The organism is Lentihominibacter faecis (genome assembly GCF_014306095.1).
GTDB lineage: Bacteria > Bacillota > Clostridia > Peptostreptococcales > Anaerovoracaceae > Lentihominibacter > Lentihominibacter faecis.
This window is the reverse complement of sequence record NZ_JACRWC010000029.1, coordinates 1-17,529: the sequence shown is the minus strand read 5'-3', so window position 1 is coordinate 17,529 and position 17,529 is coordinate 1. Positions and strand designations below refer to the sequence as shown.

16 protein-coding genes and 15 tRNA genes are annotated in these 17,529 nt (G+C 48.6%); 1 reads left to right on the top strand and 30 read right to left on the bottom strand.

Annotated features, from left to right (window positions below; genetic code table 11):
- The 3 genes from H8876_RS01640 to H8876_RS01630 form a co-directional block, all read right to left on the bottom strand.
- A partial coding sequence (locus H8876_RS01640) for a DEAD/DEAH box helicase (RefSeq protein WP_249286259.1) occupies positions 1–805 on the bottom strand: 805 nt, incomplete at its 3' end.
- Positions 806–808: 3 nt separating this feature from the next.
- Positions 809–1,819, bottom strand: coding sequence for an aspartate--ammonia ligase (gene asnA, locus H8876_RS01635; protein WP_249286258.1), 1,011 nt, complete (start codon positions 1,817–1,819; stop codon positions 809–811).
- A gap of 14 nt (positions 1,820–1,833) precedes the next feature.
- Positions 1,834–2,493 carry an epoxyqueuosine reductase QueH gene (locus tag H8876_RS01630; RefSeq protein WP_249286257.1) on the bottom strand — a complete coding sequence of 220 codons (660 nt, stop codon included), beginning with the start codon at positions 2,491–2,493 and terminating at the stop codon, positions 1,834–1,836.
- A 124-nt stretch (positions 2,494–2,617) separates the two neighbouring features.
- Here H8876_RS01630 and mnmL point away from each other — a divergent pair, with 124 nt between their 5' ends.
- Positions 2,618–3,565 (top strand): tRNA modification radical SAM protein MnmL/YtqA, encoded by a 948-nt coding sequence (mnmL, locus tag H8876_RS01625; RefSeq protein ID WP_249286256.1) that lies wholly within the window; start codon positions 2,618–2,620, stop codon positions 3,563–3,565.
- Positions 3,566–3,590: 25 nt separating this feature from the next.
- On the opposite strand, the gene H8876_RS01620 is transcribed toward mnmL, so the two are convergent.
- The 27 genes from H8876_RS01620 to H8876_RS01490 all read right to left on the bottom strand — a co-directional run.
- Entirely contained in the window at positions 3,591–4,238 is a 648-nt protein-coding gene (locus H8876_RS01620; RefSeq protein ID WP_177264226.1) for a thymidine kinase, read from the bottom strand.
- A 219-nt stretch (positions 4,239–4,457) separates the two neighbouring features.
- A tRNA-Phe gene (locus H8876_RS01615) sits at positions 4,458–4,533 on the bottom strand.
- A gap of 20 nt (positions 4,534–4,553) precedes the next feature.
- Positions 4,554–4,630, bottom strand: a tRNA-Ile gene (locus H8876_RS01610).
- Between the two features lie 29 nt (positions 4,631–4,659).
- A tRNA-Pro gene (locus H8876_RS01605) sits at positions 4,660–4,736 on the bottom strand.
- Between the two features lie 19 nt (positions 4,737–4,755).
- Positions 4,756–4,831: transfer RNA gene (locus H8876_RS01600), tRNA-Trp, on the bottom strand.
- 40 nt (positions 4,832–4,871) lie between these two features.
- Positions 4,872–4,962, bottom strand: a tRNA-Ser gene (locus H8876_RS01595).
- 56 nt (positions 4,963–5,018) lie between these two features.
- Positions 5,019–5,107: transfer RNA gene (locus H8876_RS01590), tRNA-Ser, on the bottom strand.
- 49 nt (positions 5,108–5,156) lie between these two features.
- Positions 5,157–5,232: transfer RNA gene (locus tag H8876_RS01585), tRNA-Lys, on the bottom strand.
- A 5-nt stretch (positions 5,233–5,237) separates the two neighbouring features.
- Positions 5,238–5,313: transfer RNA gene (locus tag H8876_RS01580), tRNA-Gln, on the bottom strand.
- Positions 5,314–5,327: 14 nt separating this feature from the next.
- Positions 5,328–5,404: transfer RNA gene (locus H8876_RS01575), tRNA-Arg, on the bottom strand.
- Positions 5,405–5,486: 82 nt separating this feature from the next.
- Positions 5,487–5,560: transfer RNA gene (locus H8876_RS01570), tRNA-Gly, on the bottom strand.
- 7 nt (positions 5,561–5,567) lie between these two features.
- Positions 5,568–5,642, bottom strand: a tRNA-Gly gene (locus tag H8876_RS01565).
- Positions 5,643–5,650: 8 nt separating this feature from the next.
- Positions 5,651–5,735: transfer RNA gene (locus H8876_RS01560), tRNA-Tyr, on the bottom strand.
- 210 nt (positions 5,736–5,945) lie between these two features.
- Positions 5,946–6,020 (bottom strand) — tRNA-Thr (locus tag H8876_RS01555).
- 17 nt (positions 6,021–6,037) lie between these two features.
- Positions 6,038–6,114, bottom strand: a tRNA-Asp gene (locus tag H8876_RS01550).
- Positions 6,115–6,139: 25 nt separating this feature from the next.
- Positions 6,140–6,215 (bottom strand) — tRNA-Val (locus H8876_RS01545).
- A 179-nt stretch (positions 6,216–6,394) separates the two neighbouring features.
- Positions 6,395–7,063, bottom strand: coding sequence for a YigZ family protein (locus H8876_RS01540; RefSeq protein WP_249286255.1), 669 nt, complete (start codon positions 7,061–7,063; stop codon positions 6,395–6,397).
- Between the two features lie 2 nt (positions 7,064–7,065).
- Positions 7,066–8,367, bottom strand: coding sequence for a GTPase HflX (hflX, locus tag H8876_RS01535; RefSeq protein WP_249286254.1), 1,302 nt, complete (start codon positions 8,365–8,367; stop codon positions 7,066–7,068).
- Positions 8,368–8,388: 21 nt separating this feature from the next.
- Entirely contained in the window at positions 8,389–9,069 is a 681-nt protein-coding gene (gene yunB / locus H8876_RS01530; protein ID WP_249286253.1) for a sporulation protein YunB, read from the bottom strand.
- A 100-nt stretch (positions 9,070–9,169) separates the two neighbouring features.
- Positions 9,170–9,946 carry a GTP-sensing pleiotropic transcriptional regulator CodY gene (gene codY / locus H8876_RS01525; RefSeq protein ID WP_249286252.1) on the bottom strand — a complete coding sequence of 259 codons (777 nt, stop codon included), beginning with the start codon at positions 9,944–9,946 and terminating at the stop codon, positions 9,170–9,172.
- Positions 9,947–10,220: 274 nt separating this feature from the next.
- A complete protein-coding gene (hslU, locus tag H8876_RS01520; RefSeq protein WP_249286251.1) occupies positions 10,221–11,657 on the bottom strand; it encodes an ATP-dependent protease ATPase subunit HslU in 1,437 nt (478 codons plus the stop codon).
- Between the two features lie 10 nt (positions 11,658–11,667).
- Positions 11,668–12,207, bottom strand: coding sequence for an ATP-dependent protease subunit HslV (gene hslV, locus H8876_RS01515; protein ID WP_177264673.1), 540 nt, complete (start codon positions 12,205–12,207; stop codon positions 11,668–11,670).
- A gap of 31 nt (positions 12,208–12,238) precedes the next feature.
- Positions 12,239–14,296: a type I DNA topoisomerase gene (gene topA, locus H8876_RS01510; protein ID WP_249286250.1), complete on the bottom strand. Its 2,058-nt coding sequence runs from the start codon at positions 14,294–14,296 to the stop codon at positions 12,239–12,241.
- A gap of 59 nt (positions 14,297–14,355) precedes the next feature.
- Positions 14,356–15,234, bottom strand: a complete 879-nt coding sequence (gene dprA, locus H8876_RS01505) for a DNA-processing protein DprA (RefSeq protein ID WP_249286249.1) — start codon at positions 15,232–15,234, stop codon at positions 14,356–14,358.
- A complete protein-coding gene (locus H8876_RS01500; RefSeq protein ID WP_249286248.1) occupies positions 15,224–16,762 on the bottom strand; it encodes a YifB family Mg chelatase-like AAA ATPase in 1,539 nt (512 codons plus the stop codon). Before H8876_RS01500 ends, dprA begins: the two co-directional genes overlap by 11 nt.
- A 16-nt stretch (positions 16,763–16,778) precedes the next feature.
- Positions 16,779–17,108 carry a YraN family protein gene (locus tag H8876_RS01495; RefSeq protein ID WP_177265160.1) on the bottom strand — a complete coding sequence of 110 codons (330 nt, stop codon included), beginning with the start codon at positions 17,106–17,108 and terminating at the stop codon, positions 16,779–16,781.
- A 140-nt stretch (positions 17,109–17,248) separates the two neighbouring features.
- The coding region (locus H8876_RS01490) for an HAD family hydrolase (protein ID WP_249286247.1) at positions 17,249–17,529 on the bottom strand (281 nt) is incomplete at its 5' end.

Below are 17,529 nucleotides of genomic sequence, written 5' to 3'. Positions count from 1 at the left end.
GAGATGTGTATAAGAGACAGGTCTCATGTTCTTCATCGATCACGATCAGCCCGATGTTTTCCAGGGGCGCAAATACTGCCGAACGTGCTCCGATGACGATCTGTCCGTCTCCGTCGCACCCGTCGCGCACTTTCTTCCACTGATCGTAACGTTCTCCAAGGCTGAGCCTGCTGTGGAGCACCGCCACTTTCCCGCTTCCAAAACGCCCGATGAACCGATCGATGATCTGACCGGTCAAGGCGATTTCCGGAACCAGAACGATCACATTTCTTCCTTGCTCCAGGACTTGCTGCGCCGCCCGGATATAGATTTCTGTCTTTCCGCTTCCCGTAACGCCGTGCAGTAAGAAGCGCATGTGCTTCTTCGCTTTTGCCGCCTCTCCGATCCTTTGCAGGATCTGCGCCTGCTGCAAAGTAAGCTCTTTTACCGACGATGGCTCGCCCTTTTCTTCTGCAAAAGGGTTTTTTCTCTGTCCGCGCCGTGCTTTTTCGCCCACAGGGGTAAAGCAGTTGACCGCATCGATCAGTCTGCATATGTAGCGTTTTTTCATCCAGAGAGCAGTCCGGATCATCTCCTCGCTGAGGGAAACATCATCGTCCACCTTTTCGATATAACGCAGCCGTTTCCCCAGCTCGTCGCCCGAGTGTCCATCGGTTTCAACGACGTAAGCCTCTCTGAGGTTGCGGCTCCTGGCAAAGGGGACATATACCTTGTTCCCGATCTTTGCATCATCCTTCACTCCGTATGTGTAGAGCTGATCAGTCTGATCGCTTTTGTTGTCTATTACCAGATTGGCATATTTCATGTATTACAGCAGGAAAATGTTGTTTTCCCTGCACTCCTTTATCATATCATCCGACCAGATGGACGCCTGCACTTCGCCGATATGTGCCTTGCGCAGAAAATACATGCACAGTCTGCTCTGGCCGATCCCGCCGCCGATGGTGTACGGCAGCTCTTTATTTAATATCATCTTATGGAATTCCATGTTACGTCTGTCGTCCGCACCTGCGATGGTCAGCTGATGATCCATTGCCGTTTCATCGACACGGATCCCCATGGATGAGATTTCGAAAGCATGACCCAGGATATCGTTCCACAGAAGGATGTCGCCGTTGAGTTCCCAGTCATCATAGTCAGGCGCTCTGCCGTCGTGTTTTTCGCCGGATTTCAGCACGCCGCCGATCTTTTTGATGAAGACAGCTTTTTTTTCTTTCGTGATGGCGTCTTCCCGTTCCTTTGGCGTCTTGTCCGGGTACAGATCCTCCAGCTCCTGAGATGTGATGAAGAAGATCTCATTCGGAAGGTCTGTCCTCAGATTACGGTACAGTCTGTTAACGTAGTCATTGAGATTTTTCAGCGCGTTGTACAGCGTCGTAACTGTTTCATCCAGATATTCTTCTGTTCTGTCTTCCTTCGTGATGACTTTTTCCCAGTCCCACTGATCCACATAGATGGAATGGAGATTGTCCAGTTCTTCATCGCGCCGGATCGCGTTCATATCCGTGTAAAGTCCGGTGCCCGGCTTGAAGTTGTACTTGCCGAGAGCCATCCGCTTCCACTTGGCAAGAGACTGCACGATCTCAACTTTCTTTTCACCCATATCCTTGACTGTAAAACTTACTGTACGTTCTACACCGTTCAGGTTATCGTTCAGTCCTGTCTCCGGAGCCACGAACAGCGGCGCGGAAACGCGCCGCAGCTGCAGTCCGTATGCCAGTTCCTGCTGAAAAAAATCTTTTATTTTTTTGATTGCCCGCTGACTTTCCATATAATCGATCACGGGCGTGTAGTTCTCCGGAATCTGTAATTTACCCATTTTTTTGTCTCCTCCTACCTTTTCGAATATTCACAGCCACAGTAATCCTGCCTGTATAAATCATATTTTTTTGAAAGCTCCACCGATCTGCCAAATCCATTCTTCTTTTTAAAATCCCGATCTAAAAACGAGAGTCCATACTGAAGTGCCAGCTGGCATCCGATTTCCGAGATGGCTTTGTAGTTCTTATGAGGGCTGACGCTGAGAGTCGTACCGAAAATCTCATGGCCGGAGAGACTGGCCGTCTCAGCCGTCTTTTCCAGACGCTGCCGAAAGCACAGCAAACACCGGGCACCGCCTTCCGGATCCGATTCATGTCCCTTCGTCCGTTCATAGAAACTGCCCGGTCTGTAATCACCTTCCTTGTACAGGACTCTGGTCTTCCCAATATTTTCTTCATTGAATTTCTCTAAAAACTGAATCTGCGCACTGCGCCGCCTTAGATATTCTTCCTGATCTGTAATGCACGGATTATAAAAAAATACCGTTACATTGAATTCTTCTGCCAGACGCTCTACCACCGCGGTACTGCATGGTCCGCAGCAGCTGTGAAGCAAAAGGCTCCGTTTTTCCACAGGTTCCTGAAATTTCCCATCCGGAAAAAAAGTCCCACAATCGCTGCTCCCGCATGCGGTCTGTGCCGTAGTGCAGATTTTTTTCTCTTTATTTGTCATTGTTATACGATCCCTCATTGACAAGTGTACTATTAACAGCTTATTATATCATATATTTGCAACGCTGAAAACACAAGACTTTCATACATTTATACATTCATGTATTCATAACAGGAGGGAAAATATGAATCCAGGACCGGCTCCTCATTTTTTCGATGAATCCGACGGACAGAAACTCCGCATCCATACGATCAGCACATATCTGAAGCAGACTTTCGGAAGAAAAATCGTCAAACTGTCTCTGGACGGGGGCTTCACCTGTCCTAACCGCGATGGAACAAAAGCCTTTGGCGGCTGCGCATTCTGCTCCGCCAGCGGTTCCGGCGACATGGCCAGCGGTTCCGGCGACATTCGTGCAGACCTGGACAGACAGATCCGGCTATTGTCCGGCAAATGGCCGGATGCCGGCTACATCGCCTATTTCCAGAGTCACACCAACACCTATGCTCCCGTAGAGGAGCTTCGTGCAAAATTCACTGCTGCCCTGCAGCATCCGGATGTCATCGGGATCGCCATCGCCACAAGGCCTGACTGTCTTCCTCCTGATGTGATCGATCTTCTGGATGAACTGAATCAGCAGACGTTTTTATGGGTGGAACTGGGTGTTCAAACGATCCATCCTGAGACTTCCGCAGACATGAATCTCTGCTATTGTGTATCGGATTACGACGATGCTGTCTGCCGCCTGCAGGCGCGAGGCATCCGTGTCGTTTCTCACCTGATCCTGGGGCTTCCCGGCGAGACAGAAGATATGATGTTCCAGTCGCTGGAGCACGTCTGTCAGACAAAGCCCTTCGGACTGAAACTCCACATGTTCAACCTGGTCAGGGGTTCCCAGATGGAAAAGACCCATCCGAATTACGTGTCGTTTGAATCCATCGACGATTATATCGACCTGGTCGTCCGGATGATCGAGCAGATCCCGCCGGAAATCGTTCTACACCGCATCTCCGGCGATGCGGTACGCTCCACACTGATCGCTCCGGAATGGAGCTATAAAAAGCGAACCATTTTAAACGGAACCCATAAAAAACTGGCGGAAAAAAACACATGGCAGGGAAAAGCTCTATAGAGTTCCCTGCCATGTGTTTTGCGTTCTATTCTTTTTCACTGTCCATATGCGGTGTTTCCAGAAATTTCGTATTGACCGGCGTCAGTCTGCCGCCGTTAGGACCTAGAGATCCTTCGTTATAGTGTCTTCTGCAGAGAGACACATACATGTCATCGCCTCCCACCAGGATCTGCTCGCCGCTCTTGACGAATTTCCCGTCCACTACACGAGCCACCATGGTGGCCTTGCGGCCGCACCAGCAGATGGTCTTGATTTCTTCGATCTTATCTGCGTAGATCAGCATGTAATAAGATCCTTCAAACAGTTCGTTTTTAAAGTCGTTTTTCAGTCCGTACGCCAGCACCGGAATATCGAAGCTGTCAACGATCTCGATCAGTTCTTCCACATGATGTTTCTTTAAAAACTGACATTCGTCCAGAACAACGCAGTCGATCGGCTGGATACTGTTTTCACGCATAAAGATTTCAAGAATATTCGTATCTTCATTGACGATGGTAGCATCTCTGCTCAGTCCGATCCGCGAAGTGATCTTGCCCTTGCCATAGCGATCATCCACACCGGGGACCAGCGCCAGAACACGTTTGCCCCGTTCCTCGTAATTGTGGGCAACCTTTATTACTTCAATGGATTTACCCGCATTCATCGTACTGTATCTGTAATATAACTGTGCCATGATTTTCCCCTTTTATAGTACTAGTTAAGCCGCGCAATTCTGGCGTTTGACCTGCGCGCTGTATGATTCAATCGCTTGAAAACCGCAGAAGAATTGCACTGCGGCTAAAGCCGCGCAATTCTGGCGTTTGACCTGCGCGCCAAATCAGAGATTTGGGCAGGTCATAAAAAAAAGTAACCCCTCAGAACGATGTCAGCAAGAGGTTACCTTTATGATAAGTGGTGCCCAGACTCGGAATCGAACCAAGGACACGGGGATTTTCAGTCCCCTGCTCTACCAACTGAGCTATCTGGGCAAACTACTTATATACAATTGTGGTGGGCCATCAGGGACTTGAACCCCGGACCTGCCGGTTATGAGCCGGATGCTCTGACCAACTGAGCTAATGGCCCAATAATCGAAACGTTTCCGTTCCCTGAAATGGTCGGGGTGGCAGGATTTGAACCCGCGGCCCACTGGTCCCAAACCAGTTGCGCTACCAAACTGCGCTACACCCCGATATTGTTTAGTCCATATTTGGCAGGGGCAGTAGGATTCGAACCCACGGCACGTGGTTTTGGAGACCACTGCTCTACCAACTGAGCTATACCCCTACACGACTGGCGAAAGGTTTACTAACCGATTCACACGATATGGCGGAGAAGATGGGATTCGAACCCATGCGGCCCTTGCGAACCCTAACGATTTAGCAAACCGTCCTCTTCAGCCTCTTGAGTACTTCTCCAGGCTAAACGTAATTGTTTTTGGCGTATTACCAAACGATAATCTCCGTTCCGCTTTTGGCGGAGAGGGTGGGATTCGAACCCACGGCCCCTTACGGAGTCACTGGTTTTCAAGACCAGCTCCTTAAACCACTCGGACACCTCTCCTCATGCTATCCTCACGGTTCTTTCCTGCAGATGCCCCGAACCTTTTAATTGGTGACCCATCGGAGGTTCGAACTCCGGACACCTTGATTAAAAGTCAAGTGCTCTGCCAACTGAGCTAATGGGTCATAATTGGCTGGGGTAGCAGGACTCGAACCTACGCATGACGGAGTCAAAGTCCGCTGCCTTACCGACTTGGCTATACCCCATCTTTTAAAAAAAATGGCGAGCCCACAGGGATTCGAACCCCGGACACACGGCTTAGAAGGCCGTTGCTCTATCCAGCTGAGCTATGAGCCCTTAACATGAAACCGTCCAGTATAGTCACTGCGTTTTCTTTATTTAAGCTGCCTGCAACCTGTGCTGACAGCCCTTAAAAAATTGGAGCGGATGATGAGAATCGAACTCACGCCATCAGCTTGGAAGGCTGAGGTTCTACCATTGAACTACATCCGCATAAAATTGGAGCGGAAGACGAGATTCGAACTCGCGACCCTCGCCTTGGCAAGGCGATGCTCTACCCCTGAGCCACTTCCGCATATTTATTGGTCGAGGGAGGTGGATTCGAACCACCGAAAGCTCAGCTAACGGATTTACAGTCCGCCCCCTTTGGCCACTCGGGAATCCCTCGAAATTTTGTCTGCCTGACTATTATACCATAACTTTTGTAAATGTCCAGCAGAATTTTTTCTTTTTATTGGAGCTGGTGGAGGGAATTACACAAATGCTTCGCATCTGCCGTTCTTGCCATCGCTCCGCATGGCTGCGAACATCTCGCTGCTTCAAAGTCCACCGGACTTTTCCACTGCGCTCGAGCCCTTTCGGGTTCGATTCCCTTTATTGGAGCTGGTGGAGGGAATCGAACCCCCAACCTGCTGATTACAAATCAGCTGCTCTACCGTTGAGCCACACCAGCATATCTAACATTATAAATGGCGATCCGGAACGGGCTCGAACCGTCGACCTCCAGCGTGACAGGCTGGCATTCTAACCAACTGAACTACCGGACCGCACGTAAACCCATTCGGGAATAAATGGTGGGCGTTATAGGGCTCGAACCTATGACCCTCTGCTTGTAAGGCAGATGCTCTCCCAGCTGAGCTAAACGCCCACGTGCTTGCACCGGCTTAACTGCTCGGCACATTTACTTACTATACAGCAAGTCACCCATTCTGTCAAGCATTTTTCGAATGTTTTTTTCGATTTGTTTCGCTCATTTTTCACCGCGATTTTACAGATTTTTTTGGAGTCTCACAACGCTTTGATTCTCAACGGTTTTCACGACCGGCATCACACTTTTTCCCTGACAGTCTTCTGAGAAATGACTTCTGCCTTTCCGGAAGTTATGTTTTGAAAAAGCAGTTCCACGTTCGTTAAGCTGCCCGAAAACGTCTGTATTTTCATCTCAATTTTGTCCGTATATTGAATATTGGCGATACGAAAGTTTGGAAGATTTTCTTCTCCCTCTCTATCAGCTTCTTCCAGATCCAGCTGTTCCGAGGCCATGTTCTGGATCTTAGCAAGATACGGATAATCGATTTTCACAGTAAGTTCTGCCATCTCCCGGACACTGCAGACACCTGCAGCTTCCAGGCCCAGCTTGGCACTGCTCGTATATGCTCTTACAAGACCTCCTGTACCGAGTTTGATCCCACCGAAATAACGCGTCACCACCACGATCAGATTGGTCAGTCCTTCCTTTACCATCATCTGCACCATAGGCGCCCCGGACGTCCCCTGCGGCTCTCCGTCATCACTCGCCCACTGGATCTGCGATTTGTCTCCTATTACCATTGCCGGCACGTTATGTGTCGCGTCTTTATATTTCTCACGTATCTCCGCCAGAAAAGCATCCGCTTCCTCACGTGACTCCACGGGACAGACGTGGGCTATAAACCGCGATTTATCGATCACCTGCACCGCCTCCGCCTGTTTTCTTACTGTTTTATACAATTCCATTTCTATTCCTCTGATTTTTCTCCGGGATCCACTGCAAAACTGCCATAACGAAGGGCATCTTCCCGTTCCAGCTTCCCGTGAAGCAACGTTCCTTCTTCTTCATATTCCATGGAGAATATCTGAGCGTTTTCACAAAGATACGATGTGATATCCCCTCGCTGATACGGGATCAGCAGCGTCATTTCCACACGACCTCCAAAAATTTTCTCCCGGATCTTTTCCACCAGAACATGTACGTTTTCTCCCGTCTTTGCAGAAAGATACACCGCTTCATGACCGCTGACATCCAGCGGAACGCTCTTTGCAATATCCATTTTATTATAAGCGACGATCTGGTCTTTATCCCCGGCACCGATCTGTTCGATGACCTTGTTGGTCACTTCCATATAGAAATCTCTGTTTTCATAAGAGCTGTCCACCACATGGATCAGAAGATCCGCATACCGCACCTCTTCCAATGTTGATTTAAACGCCTCGACCAGACTGTGAGGCAGCCTGCTGACGAATCCGACAGTATCGATCAAAATAAATTCGCTCCCCTGCTCAAGCGTGATCTTTCGATGCTGCGTATCCAGAGTCGCAAAGAGCATATTCTGCGAAGATACAGTCTTGTCCTCTCGTTCCGACAGCTGCAGCAGGCGGTTCATGATGGCTGACTTCCCGGAATTCGTGTAGCCCATCAGCGCAACAACAGGTATTTGAGATTTTTCCCTTCCGGAACGCTGCACCTGCCTCGTCTTTCCGATCCTCGCCAGTTCCGCCTTGATATCATCGATACGCCCCGCAATATGTCTTCGATCTGTTTCCAGCTTCTTTTCACCGGGGCCTCTCGTTCCGATCCCGCCTCCAAGTCTTGAGAGAGATCTTCCGAACCCTGTCAGCCGCGGCATACGATACTGAAGCTGAGCAAGTTCCACCTGCAGCTTCCCTTCCCGGGAAACGGCACGATCTGCAAAAATGTCCAGTATAAGGATCGTCCGGTCGATGACGCGCACCTCCAGCGCTTCTTCCAGATTACGCAGCTGCACTCCGGAAAGTTCGTCATTAAAAATAACCATGTCTGCTTCCATATTCCGACACAGTTCCGCCAGCTCCTCCACCTTGCCTTTTCCGATCAGCGTAGCGGTGTTGGGCCGCTCCAGAGACTGGATCATCTGACCCGCCACGGTAACGCCGTCCGCTTCCGCCAGACCTGCCAGTTCCTCCATGGAATAGCTGATGTCTTCCCGCAGCTGGATCCCTGCCAGGATCGCCGTATATTCTTCATTTCGTATCACTTCATTGTTTTCATTAAATCTAACCATGGCAACATTCTAGCATATTTATCAATCTAATGCATCTAAAATATCATCCTGCGGTACGACAACATAGCTGTCGGGCACTTTCCCCAGGATCACAGCTTCCGCTATCAAAATAGTGCTGTTGGTCTTAAAGACCCGCGTAGAAAACGGGGCTGCCATTTTGATCCTGCACGTGAGCACAATGTAAATTTTATATTTGGTCTGATTGATTCCCTGCGTTTCAAACTCCGTTTTAAAATCCATCGCAGATACGCTCAAAGGGATGACCGTGATCCCGACCTGCGGGCCGGTCTGCGATAAAAATCTGCTTCCCAGGAGAGCTCCTGCCGGTACCGAAAACTCTTCTTTTTTCATGTTCTGAAAAGACTCCTGAAGCCGGGCAGAAATCTGCGACATCAGCAGATTGATCTTTGCAGAATCAGCCTGCACCATAGACATGTTTCCTTCGTCATCCTTCGTGACAGTAAAAAGTTCATCCTTGTAAGTATCCTTTTGAAACTGTTCTGTCAGGACACGAGTCACCGTTCTCGACACCAGCACCTCCGCCCGTATCTTTGCCAGTTCCTCCATATTAGGCTCCAGCGTCAGCTTTATAAATCCTGCAAAGGCGACTGCGCCGCCTGCTGTAAGGGTCAGCAGTACTACCAGCAGAAGTTTTCGATGACTGCATCTTCTCTTTCTTCTTACAGCACGATACGACTTCATAGAAACTCCTTCCGGCCTCCTGTCTTCCCGATCCTTCAGGGCATAAAAAAACCACTTCGCTAATCAGCTTATGCATAGCGAAGTGATTTCGTGAATTCTTTTACATCACCATTTTCCCCAGCTCTTCCTTAAACTTGGAATTGATGATCTTGATGCGGGTGCCCTTCATCCCCAGCGATCTGGATTCGATGACACCGGCGCTCTCCAGTTTACGCAGAGCATTTACGATGACCGAACGCGTGATACCGGAACGGTCTGCGATTTTGCTGGCAACCAGGAGACCTTCATTTCCATCCAGTTCCGCGAAAATCTGCTGCACAGCTTCGATTTCCGAATAGGACAGCGTACCGATGGCCATCTGCACCATAGATGTCAGTCTTTCTTCTTCTTCTCTCTCCAATGACTTTCTTCTCTGGATCTCCAGACCGATCACGGCAGCTCCGTATTCACCGAGAACCAGATCTTCGTCATTGAATTTCGGGGAGTAACGCGTCATGATCAGCGTGCCCCATCTGGTACCTCCGCCTACGATCGGAATGACCGTGTGAAGCTTGTCCGATGTGTCGTAGTCATATTTAAAAATTTTCAGTGCTTCATCGCCAGTCAGATTGGCAGTGGTTTCCTTGACCTTCAGCAATTCCTCGTTGTATTCTCCCGGGAACACTTCATTACCGGTCTCCGGATCTGAAATCGTAGGGCTGTCCGATTTGATTTTATAATTTACACCTAACACCTTGCCTTTATCGTTGGCAACATAGATATTGGCATCCATCAGATCGCTCAGCACACTGCACATTTCATTAAATGAAAATACACCGGTCGGACTTTCCTGCAAAAGCCAGTTGAGTTTTCTTACTTTGCCTAAAATATCGCTCATTTCATCTACCTCGTCTATCTTCAATCAAATTTTATACGTCGTCACCGTCTATTATATATTCTTTGTCATCACAAAACAACTCTTTTTTTAGAGTTTTCAAAAAAGTTTCTTATTTTTACACAATTAACATAAGTTTGTTATTTTTTCTACAGCTTTTTCTTTATTCTAATACAGATTTGCGGTGACTATTTCTCTGCGTTAGAAAACCTCGGGAATTCCCTTTTCGGAAATCCACCGAGGCAATACAATACATCAACAGTTTTCCAGTATATCGCTACAGGATATATCTGTCAATATCTTCCGGGTGAATCTTTTCTGCAAATTTTTCTTTTACATAATCCTGATCGATCACGATTTTTTCCTCTTCCATGTCCGGAATATTGAAGGAAATATCCTCAAGAAGCTTCTCTAAAATCGTATGCAGTCTTCTCGCCCCGATATTTTCTGTCTGTTCGTTCATCAGGAATGCCATCGTCGCGATTTCATCGATTGCTTCTTCTGTGAATTCGATTTCGATCCCTTCTGTTTCCAGAAGCGCCTTGTGCTGCTTGAGCAGCGCGTTTTCCGGAACGGTCAGGATCTTAACAAACGTTTCTTTATCCAGATTTTCCAGTTCGACGCGGATCGGGAAGCGTCCCTGCAGTTCCGGGATCAGATCCGTCGGTTTCGCTGTGTGGAAAGCGCCCGCTCCGATAAACAGGATGTGATCTGTCTTCACCGGACCATGCTTGGTGTTGATCACACTTCCTTCCACGATCGGCAGGATATCACGCTGCACACCTTCTCTGGATACATCTGCACCACTGCGATATCCGGAGCCTGACGCGATCTTGTCGATTTCATCAATAAAGATAATGCCGTTCTGTTCTGCATTCTGTAAAGCATCATCCGTCACCTGATCCATATCGATTAGATTCTGTGCTTCTTCTTCTCTCAGGATCTTCCTGGCGTCCTTGACTTTGACTTTTTTATTTTTCATTTTTTTCGGTGCCATATCGCCAAAGATATTTCCGATCGCAATGCTCATTCCTTCATTGCCCAGATCCAGATTGTTGGCTTTCGGAGCATCCGTCACCTGGATCTCGATATACTGTTCTTCCAGCAAGCCTTCGCGCAGCTGCTGACGTACCTGCTCTCTCGCAAGATCCGTATCCATTCCGGCGTTTTCTGTCTGTTCTTTCTGCTGCTGTTGCTGCTCATACTCCTCTTTCTGGCTCAGATATCCGCTGTTTCCCAGGATAAAGTCAAACGGCCCGCGATTCTTGCTGCTGGCAGCTTTCTTCTGCCCGGGGATGATCGCTTCAATGATCTTCTCCTCTACGATTTCGTCTGCTATAGAGTACTTCTCTTCCAGCATAGCCTGTTTCGTGATGCGAATGGAAGCCTCCACCAGATCACGCACCATGGAGTCCACATCACGTCCCACATAACCGACTTCCGTAAACTTAGTCGCTTCCACCTTGACGAACGGAGCATCCATCAGTTTGGCCAGACGACGAGCGATCTCAGTCTTACCACATCCGGTCGGTCCCATCATCAAAATATTTTTCGGTGTGATTTCCTCACGCATTTTTTCGGAAAGCAGACTGCGTCTGTATCTGTTGCGCAAAGCGATCGCAACAGACTTCTTGGCTTCATCCTGTCCGATAATATATTTATCCAGTTCCTGGACGATTTCTTTTGGTGTCATCTGATACAATTTATTTGCCATTCTGCACCTCCTATAATTTTTCAACCGAAATGTTATCATTCGTATACACACAGATGGAGGATGCGATCTCTAAAGATTTGCGAACGATATCCTCTGCTCCAAGATCCGTATTGTTATACAGTGCATTTGCGGCCGCATAGGCATAGTTTCCACCGGAACCGATCGCGACAAACGGCTGATCCGGTTCGATGACCTCGCCTGTCCCGGACAGCACCAGCATATCTTCCTTGTCCGCAACGATCATCAGCGCTTCCAGGTTTCGCATCGCTTTATCAGAACGCCACAGCTGAGCCAGAGCTACAGCAGCCCGCTTCAGATTTCCGCCATGTTCATCCAGCTTCGCTTCAAATTTCTCCGTCAGAGAAAAGGCGTCTGCCACCGATCCTGCAAATCCTGTCACTATAGAATTCTTATATATCTTCTTTACTTTTTTCGCGCCATTCTTCATGATCGCCGTCTCGCCCATGGTCACCTGTCCGTCACCGCCGATACAAATATCGTCCGGGCCTCTTTTTACAGCTACGATCGTTGTCGCATGAAACTGTCCCATATTGTTTCCTCCTTTTCGGGTGTTCTTTCGCCTATTCCTTATAGTCGCATTCACTGTTGGAGCAGGCATATTTATGTTCTTTTGTCTTCTTCTCAACCAGCAGAGAGCCGCATTTAGGGCACTTCTTATTGACCGGCTTGTTCCAGTATGACTGTGTACAATCCGGATAACCGCTGCATCCGTAAAAAATTCTTCCCCGTTTACTGCGCCGCATCACGATATCTTTTCCGCACTGCGGACATTTTACATCGACACTCTGTACGATCGGCTTGGTGTTTTTGCACTCAGGATATCCTGTACATGCTGCAAAAGCACCGAAGCGTCCGTGTTTGATCGCCATAGGTCTGCCGCACTTTTCACAGGTCTCGCCGGTAAGCTCTTCTTCAAACTCCACCTTCTGGATTTCCTTTTCCGCAACATCCAGTTCCTTCTTGAAACCGCCATAGAAATCTTCTATGACGCTTTTCCAGCGCACACCCTTAGCTTCGATATCATCCAGATTTTCTTCCATCTGAGCCGTGAATCCAGTATCAACGATTTCCTTGAAATACTGCTGCATCATATCGATGACGATAAAGCCCAGTTCTGTAGGCATCAGAGATTTCTTGTCCTTCGTAACGTATTTACGATCCATGAGGGTAGCCACGATCGGTGCATACGTACTTGGACGGCCGATATCCTTGTCTTCCAGATCCTTTACCAGGCTGGCTTCTGTGAACCGGGAAGGCGGCTGTGTGAAATTCTGCGTTCCTTCTACTTTGACAAGATCCAGCTGCTCCCCTTTTTCCAGATGAGGCAGCAGATTGTTTTCCTCGCCGTCTTTCCCCTGCTGATACACTTTAAGAAAACCGTCGAAGATCATCTTTGATCCAGTTGCCTTGAACAGATAGTCGCCGTTGCTTATCCCCGCATTCACCGCCTTGAACCGTGCCGGTGCGATCTGACTTGCCAGAAAACGATTCCAGATCAACTTGTACAGCTTGTACTGATCTCTGGAAAGAGAATCCTTGATTTCGTCCGGCTCAAGTTCAATGTGGCTGGGGCGGATCGCTTCGTGAGCATCCTGCACATCGCCTTTTCTGTTTTTATATATGTTATTGGAGTAGTACTCCTCTCCCATCTTTTCGAGGATATACTCCCGAGCCTGTGCTTTCGCTTCATCCGAGATCCGAACCGAATCCGTTCTGATATACGATACCAGACCTATGGTTCCATGCCCTTTGATCTCAATACCTTCGTAGAGCTGCTGCGCTACCATCATCGTTTTTCTCGTGGAAAAGTTGATTTTATTAGCGGCATCCTGCTGCATGCTGCTGGTGGTAAACGGAGCAGGAGCTTTTCGAATACGATCCTTCTCATCCAGCGAGCTTACGATATATGGATTTTTCTTCAGTTCTTCCAAAATTGCATTGTTTTGGTCTTCATTATCAATAGAAAGCTTTTTTCCCTGACACTCTGTCAGTTTTGCTGTAAAAACCTTATCCTTCTGAAAATCAGCATTGATGATCCAGAATTCCTCCGGCTTGAAGTTCTTGATTTCGTTTTCCCTGTCGCAGATGATCTTAAGTGCTGCCGACTGTACACGGCCGGCGCTAAGTCCTCTCCGCACTTTTCTCCAAAGCAGCGGGCTGATCTGATATCCTACCAGACGATCCAGCACACGGCGTGCCTGCTGTGCATCCACCAGGCTGATATCGATCGGTCTCGGATGCTTGATCGCCTCCTTGATCGCCTTGGATGTGATTTCATTAAACACGATCCTGCAAGGAGTATCCTGATCGATCCCCAATAAAAAAGCTAAATGCCAAGAGATCGCTTCTCCCTCTCTATCCGGGTCAGTTGCCAGATAGACTTTCGAAGCATTCTTGGCTTCTTTCTTCAATTCTTTGATAATATCTCCCTTCCCTCGGATGGAGATGTATTGAGGTTCAAAGTCGTTATCGATGTCGATTCCCAGCTTGCTTTTTGGCAGATCCCGCACGTGACCGACAGAAGCGATCACCTTATATCGGCTTCCTAAAAATTTTCCTATTGTCTTGGCCTTTGACGGAGATTCCACAATCACCAGTATTTTTTTTGCTGCGGCCATGAATCTTCCTCCTTTAAACAAACGTACTTTTACTTCTAATATCTGATTATAGTCTATTTTCAAGCTTTTGCAATAAAAACTTTTCCCATAGCAGAAAAAACGATCCCCTTCATTTCCATAACGATCGCAAGACTTCCCACTTCATTTACCGGTTTTTTTAAATAAAATGCCAACTGGTCCAGAGACATTTCCCCATGACTGCAAAGGAGGAAATACAACTGCTTCTCCTCATCACTGAGCATCCGCTCTGCCTCCGGCTCCGACAGCACGGAAACACCCGATGCTTCCAGAAGATCCTGCACACCAGTCAACGCGAAAGCACCCTCCCTCAGCAATTTATTACTCCCAAGGTTATACTCGCTGTCGATATTCCCCGGCACCGCACCAACATCCCTGCCCTGATCTGCCGCCAGTTCTGCCGTGATCAGCGCACCACTGCGGTTTCCTGCCTGCACCACGACCGTAAGCGGGGAAAGTCCGCTGATGATCCGGTTTCTCTGGGGAAAATAGTACCGCTGCGCCGCAGTCCCCGGCGGATACTCTGAAAGCACGATCCCTGCTGATTCGATTTTTCCTTTTAACTCCCGGTTGCGCGGAGGATAACACAGATCCAGTCCGCAGGCCAGCACAGCAGCTGTATTCCCCTTCTCCTGCAAAGCGCCCTCATGAGAGCATGTATCGATTCCTACAGCCATGCCGCTGACTACGGTGATGCCTCTCTGTCCCAGGGCCTTCCCAAAAGAATAGGCAGTGCTCCGTCCATACTGGTTCGTTTTTCGCGATCCCACGATGGAAACACATTTTTCCTCTAAAAGTTTCGGATCTCCAATGTAATAAAGCTCCTTCGGATAATCTCTGATCTCTTTCAGAAGTGCGGGATAGACAGGCTGACCGGATGTCATCCTCTGGATTCTTTTTTTGATCTGTTTATGCTCCATTTCTTTTCATCTCCTTTTCCATGATCCGAAACTGCAGTGCCTCTGCCACTTCAGGCATTCCGATGGCCTCTTTTCCCTCCAGATCCGCTATGGTCCTGGCGATCTTGCAGATTTTCCAGTATGCCCGCATCGTCAGCCCCATCTTCTCATACGCCTGTCTTAAAAGCTCCTGCCCGCCCTGATCCGGCAGACAGTATCGTATGATTTCGCTCTCCTCCAGCCATCCATTTTCACGATGAGGCATCCCGCGATACCGTTCTTCCTGAATCCTGCGCGCTTCCACTACTTTCTCACGCATTTGAGCGGATGTCATGCCTTTGTTTTTCTCTTCCCGTTCCTTAAGATCCTTTCCTGCGACCTGTGCAACTCTGACGTGCATATCGATCCGGTCTGCAAAAGGTCCGGTCAGCTTTCTCATATGGCTGCAGATCTGCGCGGAAGAGCAGGTGCAGGTTTTCTTTTCATCCCACAGATTGCCGCATTTGCAGGGATTTGCCGCCGCTACGATCATGACCTCTGACGGGAAAATGATTTCTTCCAGATTTCTGTTAAGCCGGATAAATCCATCTTCCACCGGCTGTCTCATCGCATCGATCGCCCGTCCTTCAAACTCTCCAAGTTCATCCAGAAACAGCACACCACGATGTGCCAGCGACAATTCGCCCGGCCTTGGTTTCTGTCCTCCTCCGATAAGTCCTGCCATCGAAATGCTGTGATGAGGACTGCGAAACGGTCTCGAAGTAATGACCGGCTCATCTTCCGGCAACATTCCCGCCACACTGTAGATCCCTGTCAGTTCCAGTTGTTCTTCGTATGACAGGCGCGGTAAAATCGACGGGATCCTGCGAGCCATCATCGTTTTCCCGCACCCGGGTCCTCCCATCATCAAGATCCCGTGATCTCCCGCCGCTGCGATCATAAGCGCCCTCTTCCCGTATTCCTGGCCGATCACTTCTGAAAAATCCAGATCACTATGCGCTTCTTCCACATGTTTCTTCTTTTTATATGGAGCTGCTGTCTGCGGATCTTTGACGCAGCAGATCGCCTGGGTAAGATCGGAAACCGGAATGATATTCACATCCTCTAAAACAGCAGCCTCCTCACAATTCTGCAAGGGGAGCACGATGTTGTGCACACCCGCTTTCCGGGCACATAACGCCAGCGGCAATGCTCCTCGGATCGGATTGATCTTGCCATCCAGCGAAAGTTCTCCAAAAAAAGCAGTATCTTCTATCTGTGCTTCTTCGCCCAGAGTCAAAAGCAGGATCCCCAGAGCGATCGGCAGATCAAAATGGCTTCCTTCTTTTGGCTTGCCTGCAGGGGACAGGTTGACCGTCACCTTTTCCCGTGGAAATCTGTACCCGGAATTAATGATCGCCGGTCGGATCCGGCTAAATGCTTCTTTTATAGTCGTATCCGCAAGTCCCACGATCTGAAACCCCGGCATCCCCCGGTGCAGATCCGTTTCCACCGTTACCGGATATCCATTGACACCTTGCAGCGATGCCGTTTTCATTCTTGTAAGCATTCCTGTTCCCCCTTTCTTAAAACGCATCTCTGATCTGTTCCAAAGTGACTTCTACCACATGAAACCGCACGTCGTCATAAAACATCTCCTGCTCCTGTAAATAATGCACCGCGGTCCGCCTTATATGATATATCTTCTGCGCTCCAACGGCTTCACACGGTCTTCCGTAATGATCGTTTCGCCTGGTTTTCACCTCTACAAAGCTCACTTCGCTTCCCCTTGCAGCGATCAGATCGATCTCCCCTGCCTGACACCGGTAATTTCGTTCCAGGATCTCGTAGCCTTCCATCTGCAAAAGCTCCGCAGCAGCCTGTTCTCCGATCCTGCCAAGTTCTCTGTTTCCCATATTCCTATCCTTTCCTTTGTATCCATTTTATGTTATGTAAATATATGATAATATACCAGTTATTTCCTGTCAAGGCAAAAAAGAATACCCTGGGTTCTTTTTTCCTCCAGGGTACTATTTTTCTGATTCCTGTATGAAATTTACACTTTAAGTACGAATTTTTCTACCGCTTCTCCCACACCATCATGGTCATTATCGCTGGTGATATAATCTGCGATAGATTTGACTTCTTCTTCTCCATTTCCCATAGCTACCGCTATCCCTGCCTCCTGAAGCATGGCGATATCGTTAGGACTGTCTCCTGCTGCCAGCATTTCCTCTCTGCGGATCCCCAGTTTCTTCCCCAACTGTCTGAGTGCTTCCGCTTTGCTGGTGGTCGATCCTCCGATTTCCAGATTGTTAGGAAAAGACGTTGTCTCTT